This is a genomic window from Pseudomonas sp. BJP69 (assembly GCF_007633355.1).
In the GTDB taxonomy this organism is placed as follows: domain Bacteria; phylum Pseudomonadota; class Gammaproteobacteria; order Pseudomonadales; family Pseudomonadaceae; genus Aquipseudomonas; species Aquipseudomonas juntendi.
On sequence record NZ_CP041933.1, the window covers coordinates 2,812,056 to 2,835,670 of the forward strand.

Here is a 23,615-nt window from a genome sequence, read left to right on the forward strand (position 1 = left end):
TGGTCAACGTCGCCTCATCAGCTCATGCAGGCACCTCGGCCTTGTGATTACGTATTTTTCACACCTGATACGAGACACTCCGACTATCCCTACGTGTGATAGACCTTGCCCGCCTAGCAGCGGGCTTTCTTTTGCCCGCAATTCTTCACGACTCGGCCATTTCGTCCGTTGGGCTGGCCGCTTCGTCGGCCAAGGCTGTCCTCTAAGGACAACAGCCAGAGCCTTTCTCATGCGACAGCTATTCCAATTGATAACTCTTCCCCTCGCCTGCACTCTGCTGTGGGCCTGCTCCGCTCCCGAAACGAAGTCTCCTGTGGAGACACCAGGCCGGCCAGAGTCGGCAAAAACACAGTTGCTGGAAGCCGGCGCCGCGACGCTGCAGTCCAAGCCGCCCATTGAGGCCATCAACGCCTACCTGGATGGCTTCCATTTCTACAACGGTCATCCTGACGTGCAGATGGAAGCGCACCACTACTGCTCCATCCTGAATGAGGATGTCATCCAGTGCGTGATCTTCAATGGAAACACGAAGGGCGCAAAGATCATGGGCCTCGAGTACATCATCGACGAGAAGCTTTTCGCCGGATTACCACCCAAGGAGAAGGCGATTTGGCACAGCCATGGCTATGAGGTCTCCTCTGGGCAGCTGATCGCTCCAGGCATCCCAGCACCTGCTGAGCATGCTCTGATGGAGCGCCTGGCGCATACTTATGGGAAGACATGGCACACCTGGCACACCGACCAAGACAAAGCGCTGCCTGTGGGTGTGCCGCAGTTGATGATGGGCTTTACCGCAGATGGGCAGGCTGACAAGGTGATGGTCGAACAGCGCAATCGGCGCTTGGGTGTGGATGCTGCTAAAACCAAAGCTGAGCGGGCTGACATTCGTATTCCTGATGTAGATCCACAGGCGGATGGCTGGCAGCACGGTAATGTCATTCAAATTACCGATCCAACCGGTGATCATGTGCATCGCCCTGCTAGATCGACCCCGGTGAAAGCCAACAGCCGTTCCAGCCAATAGCACTTGAGGCCAAGGCATGTAGCTATGCCTTGGGCGTGCCCCTCTGGGGACGGCTGTCGTAAACCGCACCCTGGCATAGCCAGGTTACGGCCCTATCGGGCTTCCATCCTCACGCCTCTGGCCCATCCGTGGGCCGGCGCGCTCCGCTTGCAGCAAAGTCCTCTAGTCGCATTGAGGTTGGCAGTACAGGGCCGCTCCCGCCCTTTGCAGCCGTTCGACGTGTCTACGGAACCAGAGGCGAGTCATAAAGCCATAAGCTTCTTGCGGTTGGGGCGCGATTCAAGGCTAAAACCTCTCGTAAAGCCATGGCTCCAAGTCTATTCGCGTTTTCTCGAATTGCCGAATAGCACCCGCCTTGCGCAACGTCATACCGACTTCGTCCAATCCATTTAGCAAGCAGTGTTTTCGGAACGGGTCGACATCAAACGGAACGCGGCTGCCTTGGTCGTCTAGGATCTCTTGTTTTTCAAGGTCAATGCTGAGTTGATAACCTGGTAGGTACTCCACTGCGACGAATAAATTTTCGACGGTAGCCTCGTCCAGCGCGATTGGTAGAATTCCGTTTTTGAAGCAGTTCCCATAAAAAATCTCAGCAAAACTCGGTGCTATGATCGCCCTAATCCCCCAGTCATGCAAAGCCCAAGGCGCATGCTCCCGACTAGAACCACAACCAAAATTGCCCCGAGTCAACAAAATTCCAGCACCTTCAAAGCGTGGCTGATTCAGTGGAAAGCTCAAGTTGAGTGGCCTCTTTGAGCAGTCCTGATAGGGTTCTCCATGATCAAGATAACGCCACTCATCAAAAAGATGCTGGCCAAAACCACTGCGTTCGATAATCATCAGGAATTGCTTTGGCAGAATAGCGTCAGTATCCACATTGGCGCGATCCAACGGAACAACCTTACTTTTTAGGAAAGTGAATGGTTGCATAGTGGCTTATACCTCTCCAATATCGACAAAGTGACCGGCGATTGCTGCAGCAGCTGCCATTGCTGGACTAACAAGATGAGTCCGACCACCGGGCCCCTGTCGCCCTTCAAAGTTCCGATTTGAGGTCGATGCACAACGCTCCCCAGCGGTCAGCCTGTCCTCGTTCATACCCAGGCACATAGAGCATCCGGCGTCCCGCCACTCAAAGCCGGCATCGATGAAAATACGATCAAGCTTTTCCGACTCAGCCTGTTTTTTGATTAAACCGGAGCCTGGAACGACTAGCGCCTGTTTAATATTTTTGGCTACCTTTTTTCCTGCTACAACAGACGCCGCTAGACGAAGATCCTCGATTCGAGAGTTCGTGCACGACCCAATGAAAACCTTATCCAGAAAGATGTCTTTGATTGCCGTAGCCGGCTCCAAATCCATGTACTTCAAGGCGCGCTCAATACTTTGTCGTTTGACAGGATCAGGTTCTTCCTGCGGGGATGGCACATGTCCGTCGATGTCCACGACCATTTCAGGAGAGGTTCCCCAGGTGACGTGAGGTCTGATAGAGCTCGCATCCATGCGGACTTCTGCGTCGAACACCGCCCCGGCATCACTGCAAAGAGTACGCCAATAGCGTTCGGCGTCATTCCACCGCTGCCCTGTCGGTGCCATCGGCTTTCCTCGGATGTAAGCAGCTGTCGTATCGTCGAATGCCACCATGGCACAACGCGCGCCTGCCTCGATTGCCAAGTTGCACAGTGTCATGCGTGCTTCCATCGTCATGCGCTCGACCGTGGAACCTGCAAACTCAATGGCATACCCCGTCGCTCCGGCGGTACCTATTCTCCCGATTAGTGCTAATGCGAGATCCTTCGAGGTTATGTAGGAATTAAGCACGCCCTCGATGGTAATACGCATGCTTTTGAGCTTTCTCATCGAAAGGCATTGAGTGGCCAGAACGTGCTCAATTTCCGACGTACCAATTCCAAAGGCGAGTGCAGCAAATGCACCATGGGTCGTTGTGTGAGAGTCGCCGCACACGATCGACATCCCAGGAAGGGTAACCCCTTGCTCAGGGCCTATCACATGGAGAATCCCTTGACGATGATCGTCCATACCGAAAAGCGTGAGGTTGAATTCTTCGCAGTTTCGCTCAAGTGCCTGAACTTGACGACGAGCAATATCGTCCGTAATGCCTTTAGGCCGATCCTTGGTCGGAACGTTATGATCAGCAGTGGCCAACACAGAATCTACACGCCATGGGCTCAGCCCATTCATTCGCAGTGCATCGAACGCCTGTGGACTTGTAACTTCATTGATCAGCTGCAAGTCAATATATAACAGAGTTTGGCCGTCATCTGTATCAAGAACCGCATGACGACGCCAGAGTTTCTCAAAGAGGGTAATCGGGTTCATTGCACTTCTCTTATTAAAGGTTAGCGAATCCGGCTCGGCCTTTGACCCTGCATTGTGGGGGAGCCAAAACAGAGCCGGATACGCGAACGCGGGGAGCACTAATGGGCGAAGGCGCCTATATAAACACCATACCGATAAGTGCCTATGCACATTTGATGCTACAGAACGTTAGAGCCTCTGACTGGCAAGTGCTCGTGACAAAGCGCTCTGAGCCTCTACTCAATTTTTCCGAGAACTGGATTTAAAGGCTAAACCTAGCAATGGCAACTTTAAGAAGTCATCATTTTTTATCCAAAGTCCTCAAGCTCTCAGGCAAGGCCCAGATCAATAGCGCTGCTGCAATCAGACAGGTAGTACCGATCAAATAAAGCGCCGGCGTCGTGCTTCCGGTAACGTCTTTAATGAAGCCAACCATAACAGGGCTGACAATACCGCCTACCTGCCCCATCGTGTTGATGAGCGCAATCCCCGCAGCAGCTCCGGCCCCTGCCCCAGCAAGCAGTTTTGGAGGGAGTGACCAGAAAGTTGGAATGGAGGCGATAATGCCTGCGCCCAAGAGTGCTAGCGATACGGTGAGATAAAGCACGTGCGCCTCAAAAATACCGGCGCTGAAGAAGCCAATCGACCCGATGATTACCAAGCCGCATACGAATTTTCTCCGTTCGCCCGTAGCGTCAGACAGACGACCAACGAGCACCATGCTGATAGCACCACATACGTAAGGCACAGCGGTCAACAATCCAATGGTTGTGGCACTTTCGATGCCAGCACTACGAATGAGCTGCGGAGCCCAGAAATTCAGCCCATAAGATGCTACTTGGATAAGGAAGTAAATAAATGCCAGCATCATGAATCCCGGGAGGCGCAGCGCCGTCAGCAAAGACCCTTCGTGCTTGTTCATTTCATGGCTCGCAATCCGGCTGGCCAGGTAGGACTTCTCATCCGAGCTCAACCAGCTGGCGTCACTGATACGGTCTTTCAACGTGAATAGAACGACCAGGCCCAGTCCGATGCAAGGAAGTCCCCCCAACAGGAACAACCAGTGCCAGCCACGCATCTCGAAAAGCCCATCCATATGGCCCAGCACCAAGCCGGAAACGGGGGCTCCAATGAGACCGGCGAATGCCGACGCCAAGAACAGCATGGATGTGATACGGCCTCGGTAGTGTTGCGGGAACCAAAGCGTCAGGTAGTAAAGCACCCCTGGTGCAAAGCCCGCCTCCATGGCACCGATCAGGAAGCGCAAGAGGTAAAATTGCCACTCTGCTGTCACGAAGACCATGAGCGCGGTAGCAAGGCCCCAGGACATCATGATCCGGGCGATCCACCGCCTGGCTCCGACCTTATACAACATCATGTTACTCGGCACTTCAAACAACACATAACCTACAACAAACAGGCCAGCGCCGAGCCCGTACGCAGTGTCGCTGAGGCTGAGATCCGCCTGCAGTTGAAACTTCGCGAAGCTGATGTTGATTCGGTCAAAAAACGCGAAGAGATAGCAAATCATGATCAGCGGCATCAGGCGCCATGCCACTTTCGATATGAGTTTCTTTTCATCGATGGAAGTGGCGGCAATGCCGTCGCCAGGCGCGGAAACGGAAATAGACATTTAGGTTTCTCCAGGTGAGCTTTCTTAAGGGAAGCTCTAATTGTTTTTGTTTTCTGGCTCGCGACGTTTGTCGCTTTGTCAGGTATCAGCCACTACCGAGCGGTAAAGGATGAAGGTCACAATTTCGGCCGGCTTTCGCCACTTGCCCCGGCATCTCATGCCCCAGTAAGGAAGGCAGCGAGCGAGACAACGTGAGCAAATGCGGAAGATCTATTCCTGTGTCGATCCCGACCTCTTCGCACAGATTGACCAAGTCTTCCGTGCAGATGTTGCCTGAGGCCCCAGGCGCGAAAGGACAGCCACCCAACCCACCCAGCGAAGCATCAAATCGGCGAGCTCCAGCCTCGTATGCAGCCAATACATTACTCAGGCCGAGACCTCGGGTATTGTGAAAGTGCAAGGTCAGCTGCGAGGCAGGAAGCTGGGTCAGCACGCGTTTCACGAGATGGTAGACTTGGCGCGGATTCGCCATCCCCGTTGTATCCGCCAGGGTGACACCTTGCATCCCGAGCTCTTGATACGCATCAATCAAACGGATGACGACATCTTCATCAATGCGGCCCTCGAATGGGCAACCAAATGTCGTTGCCACAGTGCCGTTCAAGCTGACGGAGCTGCCACGGACGAGCGAAACCACCTCGTTGAATGCAACGAGTGATTGCTCTCGGGTCATACGCATATTGGCTTTATTGTGGCTTTGGCTAGCTGACAACACCAAGTTCAACTCGTCAGCTTTGGAATCCAAGGCCCGCTGGGCACCTTTCAGGTTCGGTACAAGCGCCACATAAACCACGCCCGGCTGACGTTCAATTCCCTGGAACACCGCTTCGCCATCGCGCAGAGCAGGAATTGCCTTGGGCGATACGAATGACCCAGCCTCAATTCGGCTGAAGCCAGCCAAGGACAGCTCGTTAATGAGCTTGATCTTATCTGACGTCTCGACCCAGACCGGTTCGATCTGCAGACCGTCACGAGGCGACACCTCTTGGACGATGAGGCGTTGAGAGTAGTCTGTGATCATTGCACTACCCCCTCATCCTTCAGACGTTTGATCATCTCATCAGGCAACCCCAGATCACCGAGAACAGACTGCGTATGCTGCCCAAGGCTTGGCCCCTGCCAATTAACACGGCCTGGAGTGTCGGACAGTTTTGGTACGATCCCCGGCATTTTCACCGTAGCTCCGCCAGGAAGCTCCGCATTCAAAATCATGTCGCGCGCCTGGTAGTGCGGGTCAGCCACGATATCTGCTACGGAGTAGATGCGGCCTGCAGGAACCTCTGCCTTTTCCAAGGCTTCAAGTACGGTATCGATCGGCAGCTTAGAGCTCCACTGGGTGATTGCCTCATCCAGAAGCTCGCACTGAGCGGCTCGACCATCGTTGTGCTCAAGCGCTGGGTCATTCGCCAGATCTGGTCGACCAATCGTAGTCATCAAGCGCTTGTAAATCGGATCACTGTTGCCTGCGATGACCACATACCCATTGTCCGCCGTCGGGTAAGTGTTGGATGGCGCGATGCCTGGCAATGCACCACCGCTGCGTTCACGAACATGGCCAAGCATGTCGTATTCGGGCACCAAGCTCTCCATCACGTTAAAAACGCTCTCCGCGAGGGACACATCAACTACCTGTCCGTCACCTTGACCCGTCTTGACGCGCAATACCGACATGAGCGCACCAATTACGGCGTGCATGGAGGCCAAAGAGTCACCCAAGCTTACTCCGACCCGAGCTGGTGGAATGCCGGGAGTACCAGTGGTATAGCGGATACCTCCCATGGCTTCACCGATGGCGCCAAAGCCGGGACGATCTCGGTAGGGGCCCGATTGACCGTAACCTGAGATGCGCACCAGCGTCAGTTTTGGATTCAACGCGTGGAGCACATCCCAACCGAGCCCCAATTTCTCCAGCGCGCCAGGGCGCAGGTTCTCAATGAGAACATCAGCGCTCTCAGCCAGCTGCTTAACGATGTCAATGCCAAACGCTGACTTCAGGTTCAATGCAATCGACTTTTTGTTCCTGGATTGCAGGTACCACCACAGCGACGTCCCTTCGTGTAGTTTTCGCCATTTACGAAGAGGGTCTCCCTGCCCCAAGGATTCGATCTTGATAACTTCGGCGCCGAATTCGGCCATCATGCGGGCAGCAAACGGTGCCGCAATGAGCGTACCGATCTCGATCACCCGAAGTCCGTTGAGAGCAGTCATGGTGCAACCTCTGTTTCTTGGAATTTGAACCAAGACTAGGGGTTCACCTTAGATAAACTCCAACGGTTTATCGGAAAGAGGCGTTCGCGTTTCGCGAACAAGCGAGGTTAGCGAGGCTGTTGCAGATGGTCGAACAGCAGCTGGCTGACCGGCGATAGTGCTTCGCCCTCACGCACCAATAGAACCAATGTTCGATCTGACCACTCGTCGCTGAGTTTTACGGCTGTCAACCCCAACCCTCGTCCGAAAAGCTCGAACGCCTTGTGTGGCAAAATACCTATGCCCATGTCTGCCTGAACCATGCGACACACTGCGTCGAAGCCAGGGACATGAATACGTAAACGAAGGGGTTGCCCCAAGGCTTTTGCCGCAGCATGTATTCGATTATTGATCGAGCTGGCTGAATGCAGCCCTATGTGGTCATACATGAGCGTTTCAACGAATGCGACCTGATCACGCTCTGCGAGGGGGTGATCGTTGCGTGTCACCACCACCAGTTGATCGTGACGATATGGCACCTTGTGTAGACCGTGGGTCTCGCTGTCCATCGAGCAGATACCCAGGTCAGCGACTCCGTCGATGATCCCCTGCACCACGCCGTCACTCGGACGCTCCTCCAAATCCACCTTAACCTGGGAGTGGCTAAGCACGAAATCATGGAGATCCTCCGGCAGGAACTGGATAATTGCCGACAGGTTCGCGAGCATCCGCACGTAGCCTCTGAGCCCTTGCAGGTGCTCGCCCACCTCGATCCCGACTTTTTCCACTTCAGTCAGAATCCGTCGAGCGTGGTGTAAAAGCGTCTCACCAGCAGCAGTAAGATCCATACCTTTGGCTGTGCGGGAGTAAAGCGGAACACCCAGTGCCTCCTCCAGCTCCATCAAACGCTTACTAGCGGCCGATACCGCAATAGCCTCCCTCGCAGATGCACGCGTCAGCGTGCCTTCTTCGTGTACAGCTACGAAGAGCTGTAAGGTGATCAAGTCTAAACGCCGGATCAGCTGCTTATGAAGCATCGGGTTCCCCACACAGGATTGCCAAAACGCCGTCCTTAATTTCACCAATTGGCACATAAGGTGGCGGCCTAGTTCGCTATGGTAGCGTTTCTAAACTGTTACTGAGGACGATAGCTCGCGAGGGCGAAATGGCGGATAGCTTTGCGTTGAGCTCCCGATGCTGTTCACCCCATACATAACCCCTCAAAATGGGCCGTTTTTCCAGGTCGATGACAGACAACACATTCTGAGCCTGGCTATGATTCGCTTGTCAGGCAGATTTTGTGAGCTGGCTGATCTCGCGGTCGAACAGCCAGCAAGCTCCACAAGTAGCCGTCTGTGTTTTCTGTTTGTCCATCTGCTGCCACCCGACTACGGCGACGCTTCAAGGCACTTTGCTTAGGGCGGTGTCGGTTTTCGAGCCTGCGCTTGACCTGTACGTAACCCAGCCATCCTGATCTGCTTGAATAGGCGAAGACTCAATCTGAATTCTCTGCAGCTCTACAACATTGGCGGTCTCGGCCCAAGCCGACATGGAACCGAGCATCAACACCAGCGACAAGGGCGCAGCCGCTGGCAACATCGAGCCAGCCATGGTCGCTTTCATTAGGTGCCCCTCAGCCCGCCGCCAGGTCGCCGTGATCTTGTTCACCCTGCTTCCAGTACCCAGCAGCATGAACGCGCCCCAACTCAAATGAACGCTCGCGTAAAAGGCGGGTTCGCAACAAGCGAATAATCGAAGCTTCCCCGGCCAACCAGGCATCACCCGAACGAGTAGGTAGCGGGCTGTAACGAAGCACCTCCGCGAGGGTTTCCTCTGGCTGACCGCTTTCGCCTTGTCGCGAGATCCACCGCACATAGGTGTTTTCGCTTACCGTCAGTGGCTGTTGCTCGTCCGCGTTCGGGATCTCGATGAAGACATGTGTAACCAGGTCTTCTGGAAGCGTTTCTAGGATTGCCGCGATGCCAGGCAATGCGGCTTCATCGCCGGCCAGCAGCAGCCAGGCGCGCTCGGATGCTGGGTTCAAGACCGAAAATGCGCGCCTGGTTTGCCACCTGTCCTGACTGCTGGCCGAAGTCCAGGAGATTAATCGCGACGACAAGAGCTACCAGCGATGCGTCACCGGCAACCAGCACAGTCACAGCGCATAGCATCAGGGAGCCAAGAGAAATCAGGTTCACCCAGCCACTGCCCCACCGGTCAGCTAAACGACCAGCAAAGGGGGCCAACAACGCCCCGGGCGCCCCCCCCACAAGCCGAAGAGGCCTGCAGCGGCTGTACCAAGACCGAATGCTGGCGAGGCGAGATGGAACGCTAATGTGGCCCAGATAGCCGAGAAGCCGGCGAATGTGCAGAAGCTCAACGCCATAGAAAGCCTTCTCGGTACACGCACTCCAGCTATCTTCAAATTCTCATTCTGAAAGAGGGGTTCTGATCCCCATCTATCAGCTTGAGAACGCTGATGGCATTATGCTCACACTGCGTTGCCCAAAGGTTTCATCACGCGCACTCGATTGGCCCATAGGACGCCATCGGGATACGCCACACCTTCAAGGATCGTGTTGATGTCCAACGAAAACGCCCCGCCAACCGTCACCCCTTCTGAAGATGCCGTAGTACCCTCGCCCGCTGCTGACAAACCTGTGGAGCTAGATGCCAACCGTAAGGGCCTTCAGGCCTATCTGGCACCAGGGGCTTCTGATTGGGCGCCGTTGAATGAACAAGCCCACTTCGTCCTCAAGGGCGCTCCACTATCTGATCCAGGGAGGATCGTCTCCAACCGCACAGCTCTGTCGGACATGCTCGCTGCGGCATTGCAAGTTCCCAATCTGGGCTTCTTGGCAGGAAGTGGAACGTCTTTAGGGGCTCCAGGTGGGCCGAGCATGTGGGATCTGTGGAAGCGCTCGATGTGTACGCCTGGCTCAGGGGATCCTACCGAAGCGGCAGCACGCGTGATGGATGTGGTGCACTACAAAGAAACCATCAATCCAAACATCGAGCATTTCCTTTCACAGTGCGACGCCTATCTCGCCTTCAACAAAGACGCGACCGTCGAAGAATTCGTCAGCGAGGTCAAAGCAGTCATCCTGGACGCATGCTCTGCATTCCTGAGGGCCCCTACCGCCGATATTTCGGCATACAGGCAGTTGCTGCAGAAGCTGGCGAGACGACGAGTCCGAGATCCTCGCCTGAAGGTCTTCACCACAAACTATGACATGTGCTTCGAGACAGCAGCCTCTGACCTCGGCATGATGGCCATCGATGGTTTCTCCTACACCCGTAGGCGGCGGTTCGATGGCAAGCATTTTAGCTACGACATCGTCAGGCGAGAGGCGGAAGGTCATGAGTTCGCCGAAGGTGTGTTCCAGCTACTGAAGTTGCATGGATCAGTCAGCTGGAGCAGAGAGGAAAAGGACATCTACGAAGACACTGCGCCTACTCCTGGGAACGCGTGCCTCATCTACCCTGCCAAAGGCAAATACCAGCAGGCATTCCTGCAGCCTCACTTGGAGCTTCTGTCGCGCTACTTGGAGTTTTTGCGTCAGCCCAACAGCTGCCTCATCGTGGCGGGCTTCGGCTTCAACGATGATCACCTCTCCGAGCCAATCTTTTCAGCGATCCAATCCAACCCGAGCCTGAAACTCATACTCTGCGATTTCCAATGCATCACGCACCTGCATAATCGGGGGCATCATGGCTCAAGCGACTATTGGGGCAGATTCCATGACCTCGCCAAGCGTGGTCTGGACATCCACTTCATCAGTGGCTCGTTCAGCGATCTGGTCAGCCACATTCCGCACCTGAGAACAGCCTCTCCCGCAGAGCAGTTGGCGAATGCCGTCAGACGCCTGGGGGGTCACAACGCATGAGTGCTCTCGACGGAATTCTTGCTAGCAATCTCAAAATTGGCGTGGTTTCGAGTGTGAGCGCTCACCTGGTAAAGACCAACCTGGCACATGCGGGCAACGTGAGCGGCCAATACTTGGGACACAACCGGTACGGCAAAGGTGAAGTGGGCGAGCTGGTGCTCATTGAAGGCCAGCAAGCCGTGCTGCTCGGGCGCATAACCGAGGTGACACTGCCTGACAGGGATCGCTCGGAGATTTCCCAAGACTTTGCAGGCAGCCGCCAAATCGATGCAATCGGCTTCATACGGCTGCTCGGCTCCGTAAACCCGCAATCCTTGCGAGTCACGGCGGGAGTGAGCTCATACCCACGGCTTGGCGACCGGGTCTATTCCGCCCCAGGAGAGTTTATCTCCCAGATTCCATTGCTGACTTCAACGGGGGTCGATGGTGCGCCACCTGAGGTGGCGTTGAACCTTGGTCACGTTGCCGGGGATGGCGGATTTCCAATTGCTGTCACTCCTGAGAAAATTTTCGGAAGGCATTGCGCAATCCTAGGCTCCACAGGCGGCGGCAAGAGCTGGACGACATCCAAGCTAATCGAGGAGTGTCGCCGCTTCTCAGCGAAAGTAGTGCTGATCGATGCCACGGGTGAGTACCGTTCGCTCGTTGGGGATGACACGGTTCATTGCCATCTTGGCAGCCCTCTCCATCTGGCTGGAGGCTCTGTAGAAGTCGCCATTCCGCCGACGAGCTTCACCGAGTCCGACTTCATAGCCCTCTTCCAACCATCAGGTAAAACCCAAGGCCCTAAACTGAGGGAGGCGATCAAAAGCCTCCGACTCGTACATCTCGCACCTGACCTGTTCCCAAGGCACATCGTCTTTAAGATAGACCAATCAAAAGAGGTCTACCGTGAGGCCATGAACAGAGGAAACAACGCAAGCCTAGTAGGAAATCCAACCACGCCATTTAACCCTCGCAAGTTGGTATCTCAGTTAGTGCAGGAGTGCTGTTACCCGACCGCTTTCAATGATTCTGAGCGTTTTGGGGGGGCGAGTAACGAGATCTCACACTGCTCATCCCTGATGACCCGCATCCTCGGCGTGATGGAGTCGCCGTCGCTGGGCTGCGTCTTCAGTCCCGCTGCCGACCTTCCCAGTTTCGTAGATCAACTGGACAGCTTCATTCGCAGCGACAGGAAGCTGTTCAGGGTCTGCTTGAGCTCAATTGGATACGAGTTCAACGCCCGTGAGGTGGTGGCCAACGTTATCGGAAGACTTCTACTGCAGCGAGCCCGGGCTGAACTGGCCTAATGATTTTGGACATCTTCATCGGGCGCTATGATGGCGCCCAATTGGAGGCAAAATCAGTGCGTAAATCTTACTCAAGAGAATACAAAGTCCAAGCTGCCGAAATGGTGCTGGACGGTGGCCAGTCAGTCCCCGAAGTCTGCGCGGCCCTTGGGCTTGGGCCTACGGCGTTGCGTCGTTGGGTTGAGCAGGTGCGTGAAGAGCGAGCCGGCAAGGTTCCAGCTGGAGCCAAAGCGATCACTCCCGAGCAGCAACGAATTGAAGAACTCGAAGCGCTGGTTCGGCAAAAAGATCGGGATATCGAAATCCTAAAAAAGGCCAGTGCTCTTCTGCTTCGGGACTCCAAAGATCGTTCTCGCTGATCAACGAGCTGAGTGAGCAATACCCTGTTATCGACTGCTGCCGCGTGCTTGGGGTCAAGCGCAGCAGCTTCTACGCGTGGCGCAAACGCCAAGGGCGTGAAAACCCGGCCAGGGATGCTCTGCGTCTGCTTGCGGTTAAGCACTTCAACGCGTCACGAAGTGCCTCTGGCTCGCGAACGCTGGTGCAGGAATTGCGGCGTGAGGGCCATGAAGTCGGGCGATTCAAGGTGCGCGCGTTGATGCGAGAAGCTGGCCTGAAATGCAAGCAGCGCAGGCCGCACCGGTATCGGTCATCGGGCGCGGAAGCACTGATCGCGGAGAATCAGCTGAAGCGTAATTTCAAAGTTTCGACAATCAATGAGGTTTGGTGTGGCGATGTGACTTACATTCAGGTTGGCAGGCGCTGGTTGTACCTGGCCGCCGTGATTGATCTTTATGCCCGCCGAGTAGTGGGTTGGGCGTTCTCGATGATTGCAGATGCCAATTTGGCTTGTAACGCCTTGCGCATGGCAGCTGAGTCGCGAGGTAGGCCAGCGGGTGTAATGTTTCATTCAGACCAGGGCTGTCAGTACGCCAGCCATAAATTCAGAGCCACGCTCGATGAGTACAACTTGAACCAGAGCATGAGCCATCGAGGCCAATGCTGGGATAACGCTGCCATGGAGCGGTTCTTCGGAGCGTTGAAGTCAGAGTGGATGCCCGCAGGGGGCTACGAGACCGAAGCGCAGGCACGAGTAGATATCCAGGCTTATCTGATGCGCTACAACCTCAAGCGTCTCCACAGCTACAACGGCTATGAAACGCCGGTAGCCATGGAGGAAAAGCTCAAGATAGCGGTATGAACCTTAACCGGTGTCCAAAATTACTTGACCAGTTCAGGGCTGAGGTTTTCAGGACAAGGCCGCTAATCACTATCCTCGACGAGGCTCATAATTTCCTCGGCAAAACCGTCGGTAACGAGGATGACCTACAGAATCTGGATGCCTTTGAACTGATCGCGAAGGAGGGTCGAAAATACGGGCTGAACATTTGCCTGGCGACCCAGCGACCACGCGACATAACCGAAGGCGTGCTCAGTCAGATGGGTACCCTGCTCGTTCACCGGCTTACTAACGACCGTGACCGCGAAGTCGTTGAACGAGCCTGCGGTGAGATCGATCGCTCTGCTGCTGCATTCCTGCCAAACCTGAAACAGGGTGAGGTAGCGATGGTGGGTGTGGATTTCCCGATCCCGGTTACGATACAGATAGCGAAACCAACCCAGCCACCCAAGTCTGATGGCCCCAGCTTCCAAAGCACTTGGGGGAAGCCAAGCTAGTCTACTACCCAGTGGCGCCCTTCTATCGTTGAAGCGCGCCACTTGCGGTCGCTGCAGGCTGGCGAAAATTATGCATCAGCAATAATTATTGCTTTTCCATAATTCGACCTAAACCGTGGGCTTACGGTCAGCAAGGCTCTCCACCACCCTCCTTGGCAGATTTAGTAACGCGTCCGAAGGCGTCATCACCCAAAATAGCGTCGCCTTCCTCATCGAACATCACAGCAAGCCACCGCACCCGCTTCATCTCAGCTACTTGCGAGAAAAAGCAGCTCTCGCACAGGTGAAGCTCATACTCCTCGCCGCAATGCGCTGAGCCTTTGCCCCATGACGCATGCATCGTTCCGTACTGGGGCTCACCTTCGCCATCTCGCGTAGACATACCGCAGACATCGCATAGCACGTCGGTGGCCATGGCTTGTTCATCTGCTTGCGTGACCTTCATACCACACCTCCGCAAACTGCCAGCATGTGTCTAGCCAGACCTCACAACTCTATGCTCAGCTTCCAGCGGATAGATGCGAGGAGCCTGCCCATGACGGGCCAGTGACAGGCGATTGAGTGTACGCATGATAACCTTGCCTCAAGTTAAATCTTTGGAGCATCCCGCTTGAGCACGCTAGCTGCGCCCGGTTATTACGAGACACTCCTTCACGCTCCTACCTTCTCCAGTGACCCTACCGGCAAACGCCAAGCCGAGCGTTGGAAACGCCTGGTGGATGACATCCACAGATCCACAACAGAGCAAGACCTGCGCGAGGCCCGAGGGAAGGCGGAGGGTTACATCATCGGCCTAATGGAATGTGGTCATCTACCACCAGATGGCGAACGCGACTACGTGATCCTTAGCTCGATTCATCGTCGTCAGGATTTTTTGCGTACACTTCTCGCGACGCTCACCTGATCCGTATATTCGACCTTTCAGGCGCCCGTAAAGGCGCCTGGCTCGCGCTCCGAAGATGCGTGAGGTTGGTCAGCGGTTGCGATCAGTGCTCGAAGACTCTTCCGGCCCGCTCCGCGCTTGAATGAAGTCAGTACGAAATTCCCCGCCTTTGTATCTACCACCCAGAAGCGCCCTACTCTATTCAACGAGAAGATCGGCGGGGTCGTAAGCAAATATGCCCCTGTGCGCTTTTCAATAAGCCCTGGAACAATTTGACCAACCACGACCCCGACTGCGCAATCGTTCGAAATTTCAACGTCGCTCAGATAGGCAGTGATCGGCACAGGATACTGCTGACCCATCGCTTGTATGATGCGCGTGAGCTGAAAAATCGATGGTTCTTCACCTGGGTACCTCATGATCTCATCTGTCATGTGTTCTTGCGCTCCTGCGCCCAATTCAACATCCCTCTGACGGCTTTCGCTCCTAGAGGCGCTTAGATTTCAATGATGAAGTCCGGCACAAAGCCGGTCTTTTCACCGGGATACCCTTTCGGGTTCGAAACGAGCCGACATCCCGCAACGACCGTGTCGACCGCGTAATGGGTATGGCCGAAGATCCAGGTAGCAGCTTGCGAAACTAGGTCATGCCATTGGTTGAAATACGCAGCACCCAGATGACCTTCGTGCCCATTACCAGCTACTTCCTGGATCGGGCAGTGGTGAGTGATCACTACGGTTTTCCCCCAAAAATCCTTAGCGAGTTCGGTAGCGAGAAAATCGCGGGCGTTAATGTTCCGAGCAATGAGATCGACGGGGCGAAGCTTCCTGAACCCCTCCCCGCTCCGGATAACCCTGAAGTCATTCATCCACTCCCAACACTCGTACATCGCAGCTTTGTAATCGCCGGTTGAGGTGAAGTCTGTCCAGGCGGTGGTAACCAGGAATCGGGTATCACCAATGACCAAGCATTCGTTTTCGAGGACATGCACATGCTCCTTCGCAGCCAGCTTCATCTTGGCGAGCGTCCGATCCAGGTGGCCACCTTTGTAGTACTCGTGATTACCGGGGACGTAGATGACTGGGCAGTTGAAAGTCTGGTTTGCCCAAGTCACGCCCTGACTGCGCACTGAAATATCTCCAGCGAGTACCACCAAATCCGCATCGACCTGGGGAGGCTCAAAGCCCCTGAATTCCAAATGCAGATCTGAGTAGATCAATACTCTCATCAGCTCTCTCACTCCCGAGCAGCATTGAAAGGATCGCTTCTCCAAGGCTTCACCGAAGGGAAGCCGGGCTATCTCCGGTAGCTCTAGGGACGCAGCGAGAAAACCGTATCGAGGCTTGCCTGCTTCTTGCAGCCATAACCTAGCAGGAGGTAAACGGTGCTTCTGGTTTCGAACATGCATACGCGGGCATGCGAAATACCGAAGCTGCTCCGAACCCAGTGCCCAGGCGGAAAACGGTTTCGACTGTCTCGCACGACTTCATGCGAAAAGAGTACTTTCGTAAGCAGCCCATCAGACACGATCTTCGACAGCTCATCTTCAGGCCCGAGCATCTCAGCAACCACCCACCGCTTGACCAAGCAGTAAGGCTTACCGGGGAAGGTCTGCTGGGCCAGGCAAACGAGCTCTTCCGGATCTCTAAACCAACCTGCAAGCCTCTCCCCATCGCCGTAGAGAAACTGGAAGGCCTCTTCAATCAAAATTGGCATGCCCAATCCCCAGAAAGAGGCTCACGTACGGGCACTGGTGTAGACCCGCCCATCCTCTGTCAGAAATTCGTAGACCGGCTTCACTTCGGTACCGGGAACAATCCGAATCTCAGCGAGAACGTCCATGACATATCTGCCCTGATTGTTCATTGAAGGCGGCGTGATCAGTTGAACCTTATCTATCATCAAGAGAATGCCCTTCTCAGCCCCTTGGATCAGCTGGAGCGTTGAAACATCTGCGACATGGCGCGTAACCGGCCCGATTCGACCGTCCTGAAGACCCACTCCCTCGATCAGAAACGAATATTCACAAAGGCTGACGTCCACAGACCCCCAAAGCAGCCGAGTGCTTTCTGGTGCGTTGAACTGCCCTTGAAGCTCATTTTCGTAAGTTACAAACACTAGCGTCACCTTTTTCTACCACCCTCACCTTAGGGAGGATGAAGCATGAACCACCGATCTTCGTGATCTTCATGACGCACGCTACTTGCCAATTCAGGTGAATTGTCCAACCTAAGCGAGGAGTTCCGGAGCAGCTCTAGCCGTCTCTACCGCTTGGTAGGTACTGCTCGAGATGCGTAACCCGCGCGCCAATGCGTCATAGTCGGCAATATAAGGCATGGCACGGGATTGATCAATGTGGCTGTATTCTCGGTTTTGGGGATACACAATGCTCACGAGGCAAGCCCTCGCAGCGGTACTACGCACAATCCGGGCTCATCACGATCTAGCCAGGGAGGCGGTGTCGCATGTGGAATCCCGTACCCTTCGCAACCTGGAAAGCGCTCAAACGGGGGTAACCCTGGATACCCTGAGCAAGGTAGCGGCTGGACTCAACATACATCCTCTGAACATTCAGATTTTGGCTACCTGCCTCGATGAAGGCGTGTCTACCGCCGAATTAATGGCCAAGCTCTCAGCTGAGCTGAAGCTTTTGGACGACGCGGGTGTAACAGCGCGGATACCTAGCGAGATCGTCGATGGTGAGCTTGCTCCGAAGAAGCCTGGCAAGCGCCACTCTCCAGACACCATTGCTGCCATAGGAGCGCTTAAAGCTGCAGGAAAGTCCCAGAAAGAGGTCTATGAGAACCTAGGGCTGTCTCGCTCAACCGTAGGGCGAATCTGGAAGACCCTTCCTTGAGGTGGCGCTTCAGAACTCTCATCTGGGCTGCAACGCAATTCATTCTGCAGGATGATCCGCTGAGAATACTCAAATAGTCATCTTACCAGTCGAGAAAATTCATTGCGGTGCCATGATTCCACCTATTACTGGGTTCCACTGCTGCACGTTTCCCACCTCTGAGATGCTACCTCTGCTTGCCTTATGCCAGCATCTATCTACAGGCACGCTTTGCGCATCCCCTCGCAAGGTTGCACACACGTAACGTCAAAAGGAAGATTTGGGTATAACGCTTGAATCAAATTTATCAACACCGCGAGACGAAGCGTTGAAATTATGAATCTAAACGTCCACAATCTACAGGCAGCGCATCAACTAAGAAATAGACTAACTGAAAGACTCACCAAGACACCTATTTATAGAAGCATTCAGGATGCGCTGCAATATTAGAACTGTAATGCAATATGGATTTTCAATATCCGCAACAACATCAGCACCCCAATCATAAAATAAACAAAATAGTGAGACCCTATACGCTTCAACCTTATAAGGCCTATCATAACTACCTAAAGCGCGAAGCGGGAGATCCTCCTGCACATTTTTAGCATTAGGCTTTGAGCAGGGAAGCAAAATCCCTGAAAACAGACCTTGAACTTTGCAACTAACGCGCTTTAAACCGCAACCAGGCAAAGAGCACATAAGTTTTAACCTTGCCCGCTCGATCATGTTTATTGGTGGATAACCAAAGCATGCAGACCAACTTATAACCCTAAAGCTTCCCGACTCAACCATTAAGCAAACTACAACCTTTGAGCTCACGAAACCATCAGAGGACAACACGTAGTAATCGGGGCGTAAAAAGATCGGAAAAATGTAGTTAAACATACTTCCGCCCCAGCAAATGACTTTCAGAAAGCTCGCTTGTACCATAGCGCTCTAAATCCATCTTAAACCATTGCTTTAGACTCGAATTACGGTCGATACGCTCCCAAATTTTATCTGGAGAATAAATAAAATGATAATTATAATCTAATGCCTCCCCTGCCTCCTGAGAGGTTACCAACCCCATTAACAACCCCACAAGATAAATGGCTCGAGCCCTTGCAAAGGTGGATACCCTGTAGATCTCAAAAAAATAGTTAACATAAAAATTCCTACCATACTTCGGAAAACACTCAGATCCTCTCCAGCTTGAGATTTGATGAGCAATGTAAGAATAATGAAAGTCAGGCATTAACAGAGCGCGCATCAATGAAATTAGAAATTTATCAAAACGATCCCTGTCATCTACGCTTATCATCGACCTTCGCAGTAACAGCGTTGACTGGCAACGCGCACCTAAAGCCAGCAAAGCAGAATCTTTTTCACTAACAACATTATGGCGCTCTCTGAAGCTATCTGCATGCCAATGACTCTCGAACACCTTTCGTCCGAAGTCGTATTTCAAAGCTACGCTTTCAGGAGCATCTCTGAGTAAAGTGTTATGAATACTACAATATGGCGCATACAATAACCTCCACTCAAGCCTCCAAGCAAACTCCTTAACATTAATAAGCCCCTCCGCGATGCATTCATAGCAATAAGATTTTCGAAATTTTGCCGGAACTATAGCCGCTTTTCCGATAGAATCGCAGTCATCGCAATCTGGAATTGTCACGCCACTATCGGCAAATCTCCGAGCCATTTCATGCTCATTGGGAAAATCCTGATCACACTTACCATCACTGCAACTCACCACCAACTTCAGATCAAGCGCTTGACCATTGCTTTGCGCGAACCTATACATATAAGAAGAAAGGCTTTCACCCTTCAGCCTTTCAACCGTACAAATATGACTCGACCTCATACATTAAATTTTCCTGGCTTGCGAAGCTGCGGCTATCAAAGCTTGCCCCAAATAGAATTTTTGCTGCATAAGTATATTCAAGGTAAGCCATCACCTTATCTATCTCAAACTCCAGTTCAGCGCACGCTTTTAAAGCCTGATCAGGGTAGCCAAAATCCAGTGCAAAGTTAGCATTACACCAATCCCAAAACTGATTGATCAGTTGCACACATTCATCCCTGAATAGTGCACGCTCTAACCTTATTTCCGAGATATCGACACAGTGCTTAGCAATCTGAGTCAGCAACTGTCTAGACCTAGTCGAAATGATCAAATTCAGTTTAATCTCGGCAGTTTGCAATTTGCTAATCTCATCTGCCAGCTTTGAGTACCCTTGTGCCGAGCCACTTAAACAATCTAGATCATCAATCAATAGGTGCTTCTTTCCCGTCAACCTCAGATATTGTGCTAACACTAAGGGAAAACGCTTGAACTTCATATCAGGGGGCGTAAGTCCGTACTCTGCACAGATATGATCGACTAAACGAGAATCACTGCCTTCGATTTTTGCTGAAATCTTAACCCCATCGAACGCCGGGTGCAGTATAAGTCTTCGAAACATCATCGTTACGCCGCTTCCAGAAGGGCCTGTAACAGCAGCAATCTGACCACTTTTGTCAGACATCAGAAAATTGACGAGCCTATCTGATGTGTCTATCCATGATTGGGATCTGTACTGGAAACCATGTCGACTAGCAAGTACGATGCGGGCCAACTCAAAATTTTTCTCGCACCTAATCATCGCTTTCACTTTCATCATCTTCATTGAGACGAAGGGAAAATGTGAAATTCTCCATAACCTCCTCAATGTTATCAATATGATACTGAGTGATTCGCTCACTTTTATCCAGAATAGCCACCATTGCGGCAGACTGTATTATTTTTACAATATTGTCGGTCAAGCCTTGGCTTTTCTCAAAGATCTTTAGATAAAGCTGCTGATCCTTAAGGTTCGTTTGATTTTTAAGCGGGAGCATATTAATATAAGTGGCAACAAAACTTCTGTATTCCGGGCCATTAACCCACGCAGCGAGAGACCTAACCGCATATCGCCTTTCAAGTTGCGTATCCTGCCTTAAAACCCTGGCAGCAGCAGGAACACCGAAAGCAAATACCGAAAGGCCGTAGATATCACTTGAAAGGTTTTTGAGCAATGATAGATTCTGTCTTTGCTGCGCAGCGGTCAAAGTCAAAGCATCATGTACCTCATCAATGACTATCCCTCTGATTTTGTTGAATTTTATTTGATTCTGCATTTCAGGAGTTAGGTTATCACCCGCCCGAGCTCTCCTGCCAACCTTCAAACCCATCTCTACCAAAATCAGATCTCGCAAATTATAGTTATTTGCATTTTGATGCATGGTGACAAACAACATCTTGTTTTCGGCATAAACATCTCTCTTCCTAAGCTCATGAATCAGCGCTGTTTTCCCCGTCCCCCCCGGAGCAACACATAGCATGCATGGTGCGTTAATGCGCCCCTCCATTTTCATAGCAAAGTGTATGGAGTCAATGATGCGCTCTGCACTTGGGTGTCGAACCCAAAGATCACGTGCACATGCTAGCATTCGCTCTTGATCACTAAGATTAAAAAGTTTGTGTATGGACTGATGAACATGGTTGAAATCCAATTTAATTGCACTCACAAAATAGCCTTGTGCTAGAGCCAATTTAATCAACTCTATCAAACCACCCTATTGCCTCTAGCACGCAGCGAAGAACTTTAAATTTAAGGCGAACTTGTCTCGTAAATCAATGGCATATCGAATTCATCACTTGCTTCCGATACAGCATTCATACCACCTGTAAAGCTAAATACATTATTTTTATAGGCACTTACTGGCATCCCTTTACTTTCGCTGCGTCTCGTGATCGGCACACCAGGCTTAGCGGAATCAGGACTCTTAGATCTTTTAATCTGTTCTTTTCTGTAGTCTTCTTTTCCCTTCTGTCGTTTCCTAATTTGTTTCTCCGACCGGGTTGCTTTCTGCTCTTTGGCAGATGTTTTGTGGAATTCACCTAAAGCTCTTGCACCATCAGGGCTCATGGTGCCATCTCGATCTCCCCGTTGCTGCCTCTGCCACCTATACATTTCGAAATCACTGCTTTTGTTGAACCTATTTCTTTTGCAGTTAACCTTCTTCCATTCCCCTTCTATTTTTACAAGAATATAGCTGAGGTCATACGGATCATACTTCACGTCAAGCTCCTCTGAAACTAACCCTTTAAGAAGGGGGCCAGAATAAAACCGACGGAACATCTCGATGCCTTCAGGTGCCACTTTTTTCTTTTTTGGTACTTCGGGGTAGAATGTGTACTTGAAGGTATTGTGCTCGTTCTCTGGCAACTCACGCGAATGAAAGCTTCCCGAAAAATCGGATTCCCAAGCTTCTCTAGGTGATCTTCCCAGACTCGAATGTTTAGTCTCATGATACGCTTTGATTCGATAAACCATTGCTTGACGAAGCCCGGACAGTGTAAAGCAAGCCTTTGCCTCGCTATTCATCTTCTTTCGCTGCAGCGTGTTAGAACCAGTAGCACCAGGCAATTGATGCACAGTGTGTAGCATCTGCTTTCCGATAAGACTTTCGATGTGCCCACCTTCATGCTTTCGCCCAATAGCGCGATGCAATACGGTAATATCGAATGACTTAGCATTCAGTACGAACACATCTGACACAAATTCCTTTGCATTATCTGAGTGAATGACTTCTGGCTTGCCGTACATCGGCCACAAATCCTCTGGCAAGCCCCACCCTTTTAGCAAGTCATTCTTAGGGAGAACTATCGTCTCCATCAGCATAGCCACGGACACAGCACTGGGCGGAAGCAAACTTATGTAAAATCCTAATATCGCCCTGGTGTGCAAACAGATTGCCAGGCTTATATATGGCCTACCAAGAACCTGGGTTCGATCATCTTCATCTACAACCAGCAAATCCATCGGGGTGTGATCGATTTGCACCCACTCAAGGGCTCGAACAGTTTTCTTGTAACCATCCCGCAGGTCAAGCTTCTGCTTGGCAACATCTTCGCCGTTTTTAAGCTTGAAGATGAGAGTTGAGTCTTGAGAGCGAATCCATCGCTTTACCAGGTGATAGGAGGGGCGTGGCATTTTTCGGACATCTGCCTCTGTTTGACATGCAGCCCACACGCCTGCGAATGTTCGCGTTGAAGGGAAATGCTTTTTAAACATCTCTTCAATGAGACTCAAAGTGTCACTGCGCCCGCGCAAACTTCCAAATTTTCGACCGCTCTTTTCTTTAACTAAGGCTTTGTAATTTACAGCTCCCCTGCACTTCGCTAAAAGTCGCTGAAAATGAGATCTACTTACTTGAAGGATATCTATCGCTCGCTGGCGCTCAAGCCTTCCCCCGAGACAATCCATGATTACTTCATATCTCTTCCTTGCCTCGTAATGTCTTTCGAGAGTTTTAGGGCCACTTCTGATGTCGAGCATGATCTCATTGCTGTCGCCACCATTCTTCTCATCATTCATTAATATTTACTCTAACTTTCACCACGGCAGATGTAGTTACACGAATACTGCCTATAGTAAGGTCGCGATTGATTTTTAAAGAGCGGGCTTCTTCGACCGAGGCCGTGAAACTCTTTCTAGTTAAACTTCCAGTAAGCTCGCAGGTCAAGCCCTCCTCGCAGAAGGCCGGCGAGTCAAAGGCATAACACAACAATATATATATTGACAAATTGCGCCTCTTGGCTGAATATCCTAGAGATTCCAAAAGCGCCCCAACGTCATATAGGCAGCGGCGTGCAGCAGATGTAGTAGCGAAGTATCGATAATAATATCGCGATCAATAGATCAAGTGGTAACTTGAAAATCAAACATGATTTTTGATGGCTATTTAGAAAACATAGCCAGCATCAATCGAAAATACTCATATAACAACTTTGGATTTACTTTACCTTGCCCGCGCCCACAAACATATAGCATATATTGTTAGGATCTCTGCGAGGCCTCGCCTCGCTAC

At 52.1% G+C, this 23,615-nt stretch carries 25 protein-coding genes; 8 read left to right on the forward strand and 17 right to left on the reverse strand.

Features of this window, described 5'->3' with window-relative positions:
- The first annotated feature begins 229 nt into the window (after window positions 1-229).
- Window positions 230-1,024: an OBAP family protein gene (locus FPB55_RS13010; RefSeq protein WP_144188336.1), complete on the forward strand. Its 795-nt coding sequence runs from the start codon at window positions 230-232 to the stop codon at window positions 1,022-1,024.
- A gap of 285 nt (window positions 1,025-1,309) precedes the next feature.
- Here FPB55_RS13010 and leuD read toward each other — a convergent pair whose 3' ends face one another.
- The 8 genes from leuD to FPB55_RS13050 all read right to left on the reverse strand — a co-directional run bounded on the left by leuD (window position 1,310) and on the right by FPB55_RS13050 (window position 9,207).
- Window positions 1,310-1,954 (reverse strand): 3-isopropylmalate dehydratase small subunit, encoded by a 645-nt coding sequence (gene leuD, locus FPB55_RS13015; RefSeq protein ID WP_144188338.1) that lies wholly within the window; start codon window positions 1,952-1,954, stop codon window positions 1,310-1,312.
- Between the two features lie 6 nt (window positions 1,955-1,960).
- Window positions 1,961-3,364 (reverse strand): 3-isopropylmalate dehydratase large subunit, encoded by a 1,404-nt coding sequence (leuC, locus tag FPB55_RS13020; protein WP_144188340.1) that lies wholly within the window; start codon window positions 3,362-3,364, stop codon window positions 1,961-1,963.
- Between the two features lie 280 nt (window positions 3,365-3,644).
- Window positions 3,645-4,976 (reverse strand): MFS transporter, encoded by a 1,332-nt coding sequence (locus tag FPB55_RS13025; protein ID WP_144188342.1) that lies wholly within the window; start codon window positions 4,974-4,976, stop codon window positions 3,645-3,647.
- An 85-nt stretch (window positions 4,977-5,061) separates the two neighbouring features.
- Entirely contained in the window at window positions 5,062-5,997 is a 936-nt protein-coding gene (locus FPB55_RS13030) for a hydroxymethylglutaryl-CoA lyase (protein ID WP_144188344.1), read from the reverse strand.
- Window positions 5,994-7,184 carry a CaiB/BaiF CoA-transferase family protein gene (locus FPB55_RS13035; protein WP_144188346.1) on the reverse strand — a complete coding sequence of 397 codons (1,191 nt, stop codon included), beginning with the start codon at window positions 7,182-7,184 and terminating at the stop codon, window positions 5,994-5,996. Before FPB55_RS13035 ends, FPB55_RS13030 begins: the two co-directional genes overlap by 4 nt.
- A gap of 107 nt (window positions 7,185-7,291) precedes the next feature.
- Window positions 7,292-8,200, reverse strand: coding sequence for a LysR family transcriptional regulator (locus tag FPB55_RS13040; RefSeq protein ID WP_144188348.1), 909 nt, complete (start codon window positions 8,198-8,200; stop codon window positions 7,292-7,294).
- A gap of 364 nt (window positions 8,201-8,564) precedes the next feature.
- Window positions 8,565-8,786: a hypothetical protein gene (locus tag FPB55_RS13045; protein WP_144188350.1), complete on the reverse strand. Its 222-nt coding sequence runs from the start codon at window positions 8,784-8,786 to the stop codon at window positions 8,565-8,567.
- A gap of 10 nt (window positions 8,787-8,796) precedes the next feature.
- Window positions 8,797-9,207 (reverse strand): siderophore-interacting protein, encoded by a 411-nt coding sequence (locus tag FPB55_RS13050; protein ID WP_178097506.1) that lies wholly within the window; start codon window positions 9,205-9,207, stop codon window positions 8,797-8,799.
- A gap of 538 nt (window positions 9,208-9,745) precedes the next feature.
- On the opposite strand from FPB55_RS13050, the gene FPB55_RS13055 reads away from it, so the two are divergent.
- Genes FPB55_RS13055 through FPB55_RS13070 form a run of 5 tightly spaced genes read left to right on the forward strand, consistent with a single transcriptional unit; the run spans window position 9,746 to window position 14,019 of the window.
- Window positions 9,746-11,050 (forward strand): SIR2 family protein, encoded by a 1,305-nt coding sequence (locus FPB55_RS13055; protein ID WP_178097507.1) that lies wholly within the window; start codon window positions 9,746-9,748, stop codon window positions 11,048-11,050.
- Entirely contained in the window at window positions 11,047-12,342 is a 1,296-nt protein-coding gene (locus FPB55_RS13060) for a DUF87 domain-containing protein (RefSeq protein ID WP_238706582.1), read from the forward strand. The genes FPB55_RS13055 and FPB55_RS13060 overlap by 4 nt, the downstream gene beginning before the upstream one ends.
- The gene (locus FPB55_RS26680; RefSeq protein ID WP_009685034.1) at window positions 12,342-12,701 is read left to right on the forward strand and encodes a transposase; all 360 of its coding nucleotides are present in this window, start codon (window positions 12,342-12,344) and stop codon (window positions 12,699-12,701) included. The genes FPB55_RS13060 and FPB55_RS26680 overlap by 1 nt, the downstream gene beginning before the upstream one ends.
- Window positions 12,702-12,730: 29 nt before the next feature.
- Window positions 12,731-13,543, forward strand: a complete 813-nt coding sequence (locus FPB55_RS13065; RefSeq protein ID WP_232555061.1) for an IS3 family transposase — start codon at window positions 12,731-12,733, stop codon at window positions 13,541-13,543.
- The gene (locus FPB55_RS13070; protein ID WP_238706583.1) at window positions 13,540-14,019 is read left to right on the forward strand and encodes an ATP-binding protein; all 480 of its coding nucleotides are present in this window, start codon (window positions 13,540-13,542) and stop codon (window positions 14,017-14,019) included. The genes FPB55_RS13065 and FPB55_RS13070 overlap by 4 nt, the downstream gene beginning before the upstream one ends.
- Before the next feature lie 127 nt (window positions 14,020-14,146).
- Here the strand turns inward: FPB55_RS13070 and FPB55_RS13075 are convergent, their stop codons facing one another.
- Complete coding sequence (locus FPB55_RS13075; protein ID WP_144188354.1) at window positions 14,147-14,464, reverse strand: hypothetical protein; 318 nt, start codon at window positions 14,462-14,464, stop codon at window positions 14,147-14,149.
- Between the two features lie 165 nt (window positions 14,465-14,629).
- On the opposite strand from FPB55_RS13075, the gene FPB55_RS13080 reads away from it, so the two are divergent.
- Window positions 14,630-14,923 carry a hypothetical protein gene (locus FPB55_RS13080; RefSeq protein WP_144188356.1) on the forward strand — a complete coding sequence of 98 codons (294 nt, stop codon included), beginning with the start codon at window positions 14,630-14,632 and terminating at the stop codon, window positions 14,921-14,923.
- A gap of 17 nt (window positions 14,924-14,940) precedes the next feature.
- On the opposite strand, the gene FPB55_RS13085 is transcribed toward FPB55_RS13080, so the two are convergent.
- The 4 genes from FPB55_RS13085 to FPB55_RS13100 all read right to left on the reverse strand — a co-directional run bounded on the left by FPB55_RS13085 (window position 14,941) and on the right by FPB55_RS13100 (window position 17,020).
- The gene (locus tag FPB55_RS13085; RefSeq protein ID WP_144188358.1) at window positions 14,941-15,336 is read right to left on the reverse strand and encodes a hypothetical protein; all 396 of its coding nucleotides are present in this window, start codon (window positions 15,334-15,336) and stop codon (window positions 14,941-14,943) included.
- A 62-nt stretch (window positions 15,337-15,398) separates the two neighbouring features.
- Window positions 15,399-16,130: a metallophosphoesterase gene (locus FPB55_RS13090; protein WP_144188360.1), complete on the reverse strand. Its 732-nt coding sequence runs from the start codon at window positions 16,128-16,130 to the stop codon at window positions 15,399-15,401.
- A gap of 83 nt (window positions 16,131-16,213) precedes the next feature.
- A complete protein-coding gene (locus tag FPB55_RS13095; protein ID WP_144188362.1) occupies window positions 16,214-16,618 on the reverse strand; it encodes a hypothetical protein in 405 nt (134 codons plus the stop codon).
- 21 nt (window positions 16,619-16,639) lie between these two features.
- A complete protein-coding gene (locus FPB55_RS13100) occupies window positions 16,640-17,020 on the reverse strand; it encodes a hypothetical protein (protein ID WP_178097508.1) in 381 nt (126 codons plus the stop codon).
- 349 nt (window positions 17,021-17,369) lie between these two features.
- On the opposite strand from FPB55_RS13100, the gene FPB55_RS13105 reads away from it, so the two are divergent.
- Complete coding sequence (locus tag FPB55_RS13105; RefSeq protein WP_144188364.1) at window positions 17,370-17,759, forward strand: hypothetical protein; 390 nt, start codon at window positions 17,370-17,372, stop codon at window positions 17,757-17,759.
- 856 nt (window positions 17,760-18,615) lie between these two features.
- Here FPB55_RS13105 and FPB55_RS13110 read toward each other — a convergent pair.
- The 4 genes from FPB55_RS13110 to FPB55_RS13125 form a co-directional block, all read right to left on the reverse strand.
- Complete coding sequence (locus tag FPB55_RS13110) at window positions 18,616-19,584, reverse strand: TniQ family protein (protein WP_144188366.1); 969 nt, start codon at window positions 19,582-19,584, stop codon at window positions 18,616-18,618.
- Window positions 19,556-20,248 (reverse strand): AAA family ATPase, encoded by a 693-nt coding sequence (locus FPB55_RS13115; RefSeq protein WP_144188368.1) that lies wholly within the window; start codon window positions 20,246-20,248, stop codon window positions 19,556-19,558. Before FPB55_RS13115 ends, FPB55_RS13110 begins: the two co-directional genes overlap by 29 nt.
- A 109-nt stretch (window positions 20,249-20,357) precedes the next feature.
- Window positions 20,358-21,269, reverse strand: a complete 912-nt coding sequence (locus FPB55_RS13120; protein WP_238706584.1) for a TniB family NTP-binding protein — start codon at window positions 21,267-21,269, stop codon at window positions 20,358-20,360.
- A gap of 83 nt (window positions 21,270-21,352) precedes the next feature.
- Entirely contained in the window at window positions 21,353-23,122 is a 1,770-nt protein-coding gene (locus tag FPB55_RS13125) for a Mu transposase C-terminal domain-containing protein (RefSeq protein WP_144188370.1), read from the reverse strand.
- Window positions 23,123-23,615 lie beyond the last annotated feature (493 nt).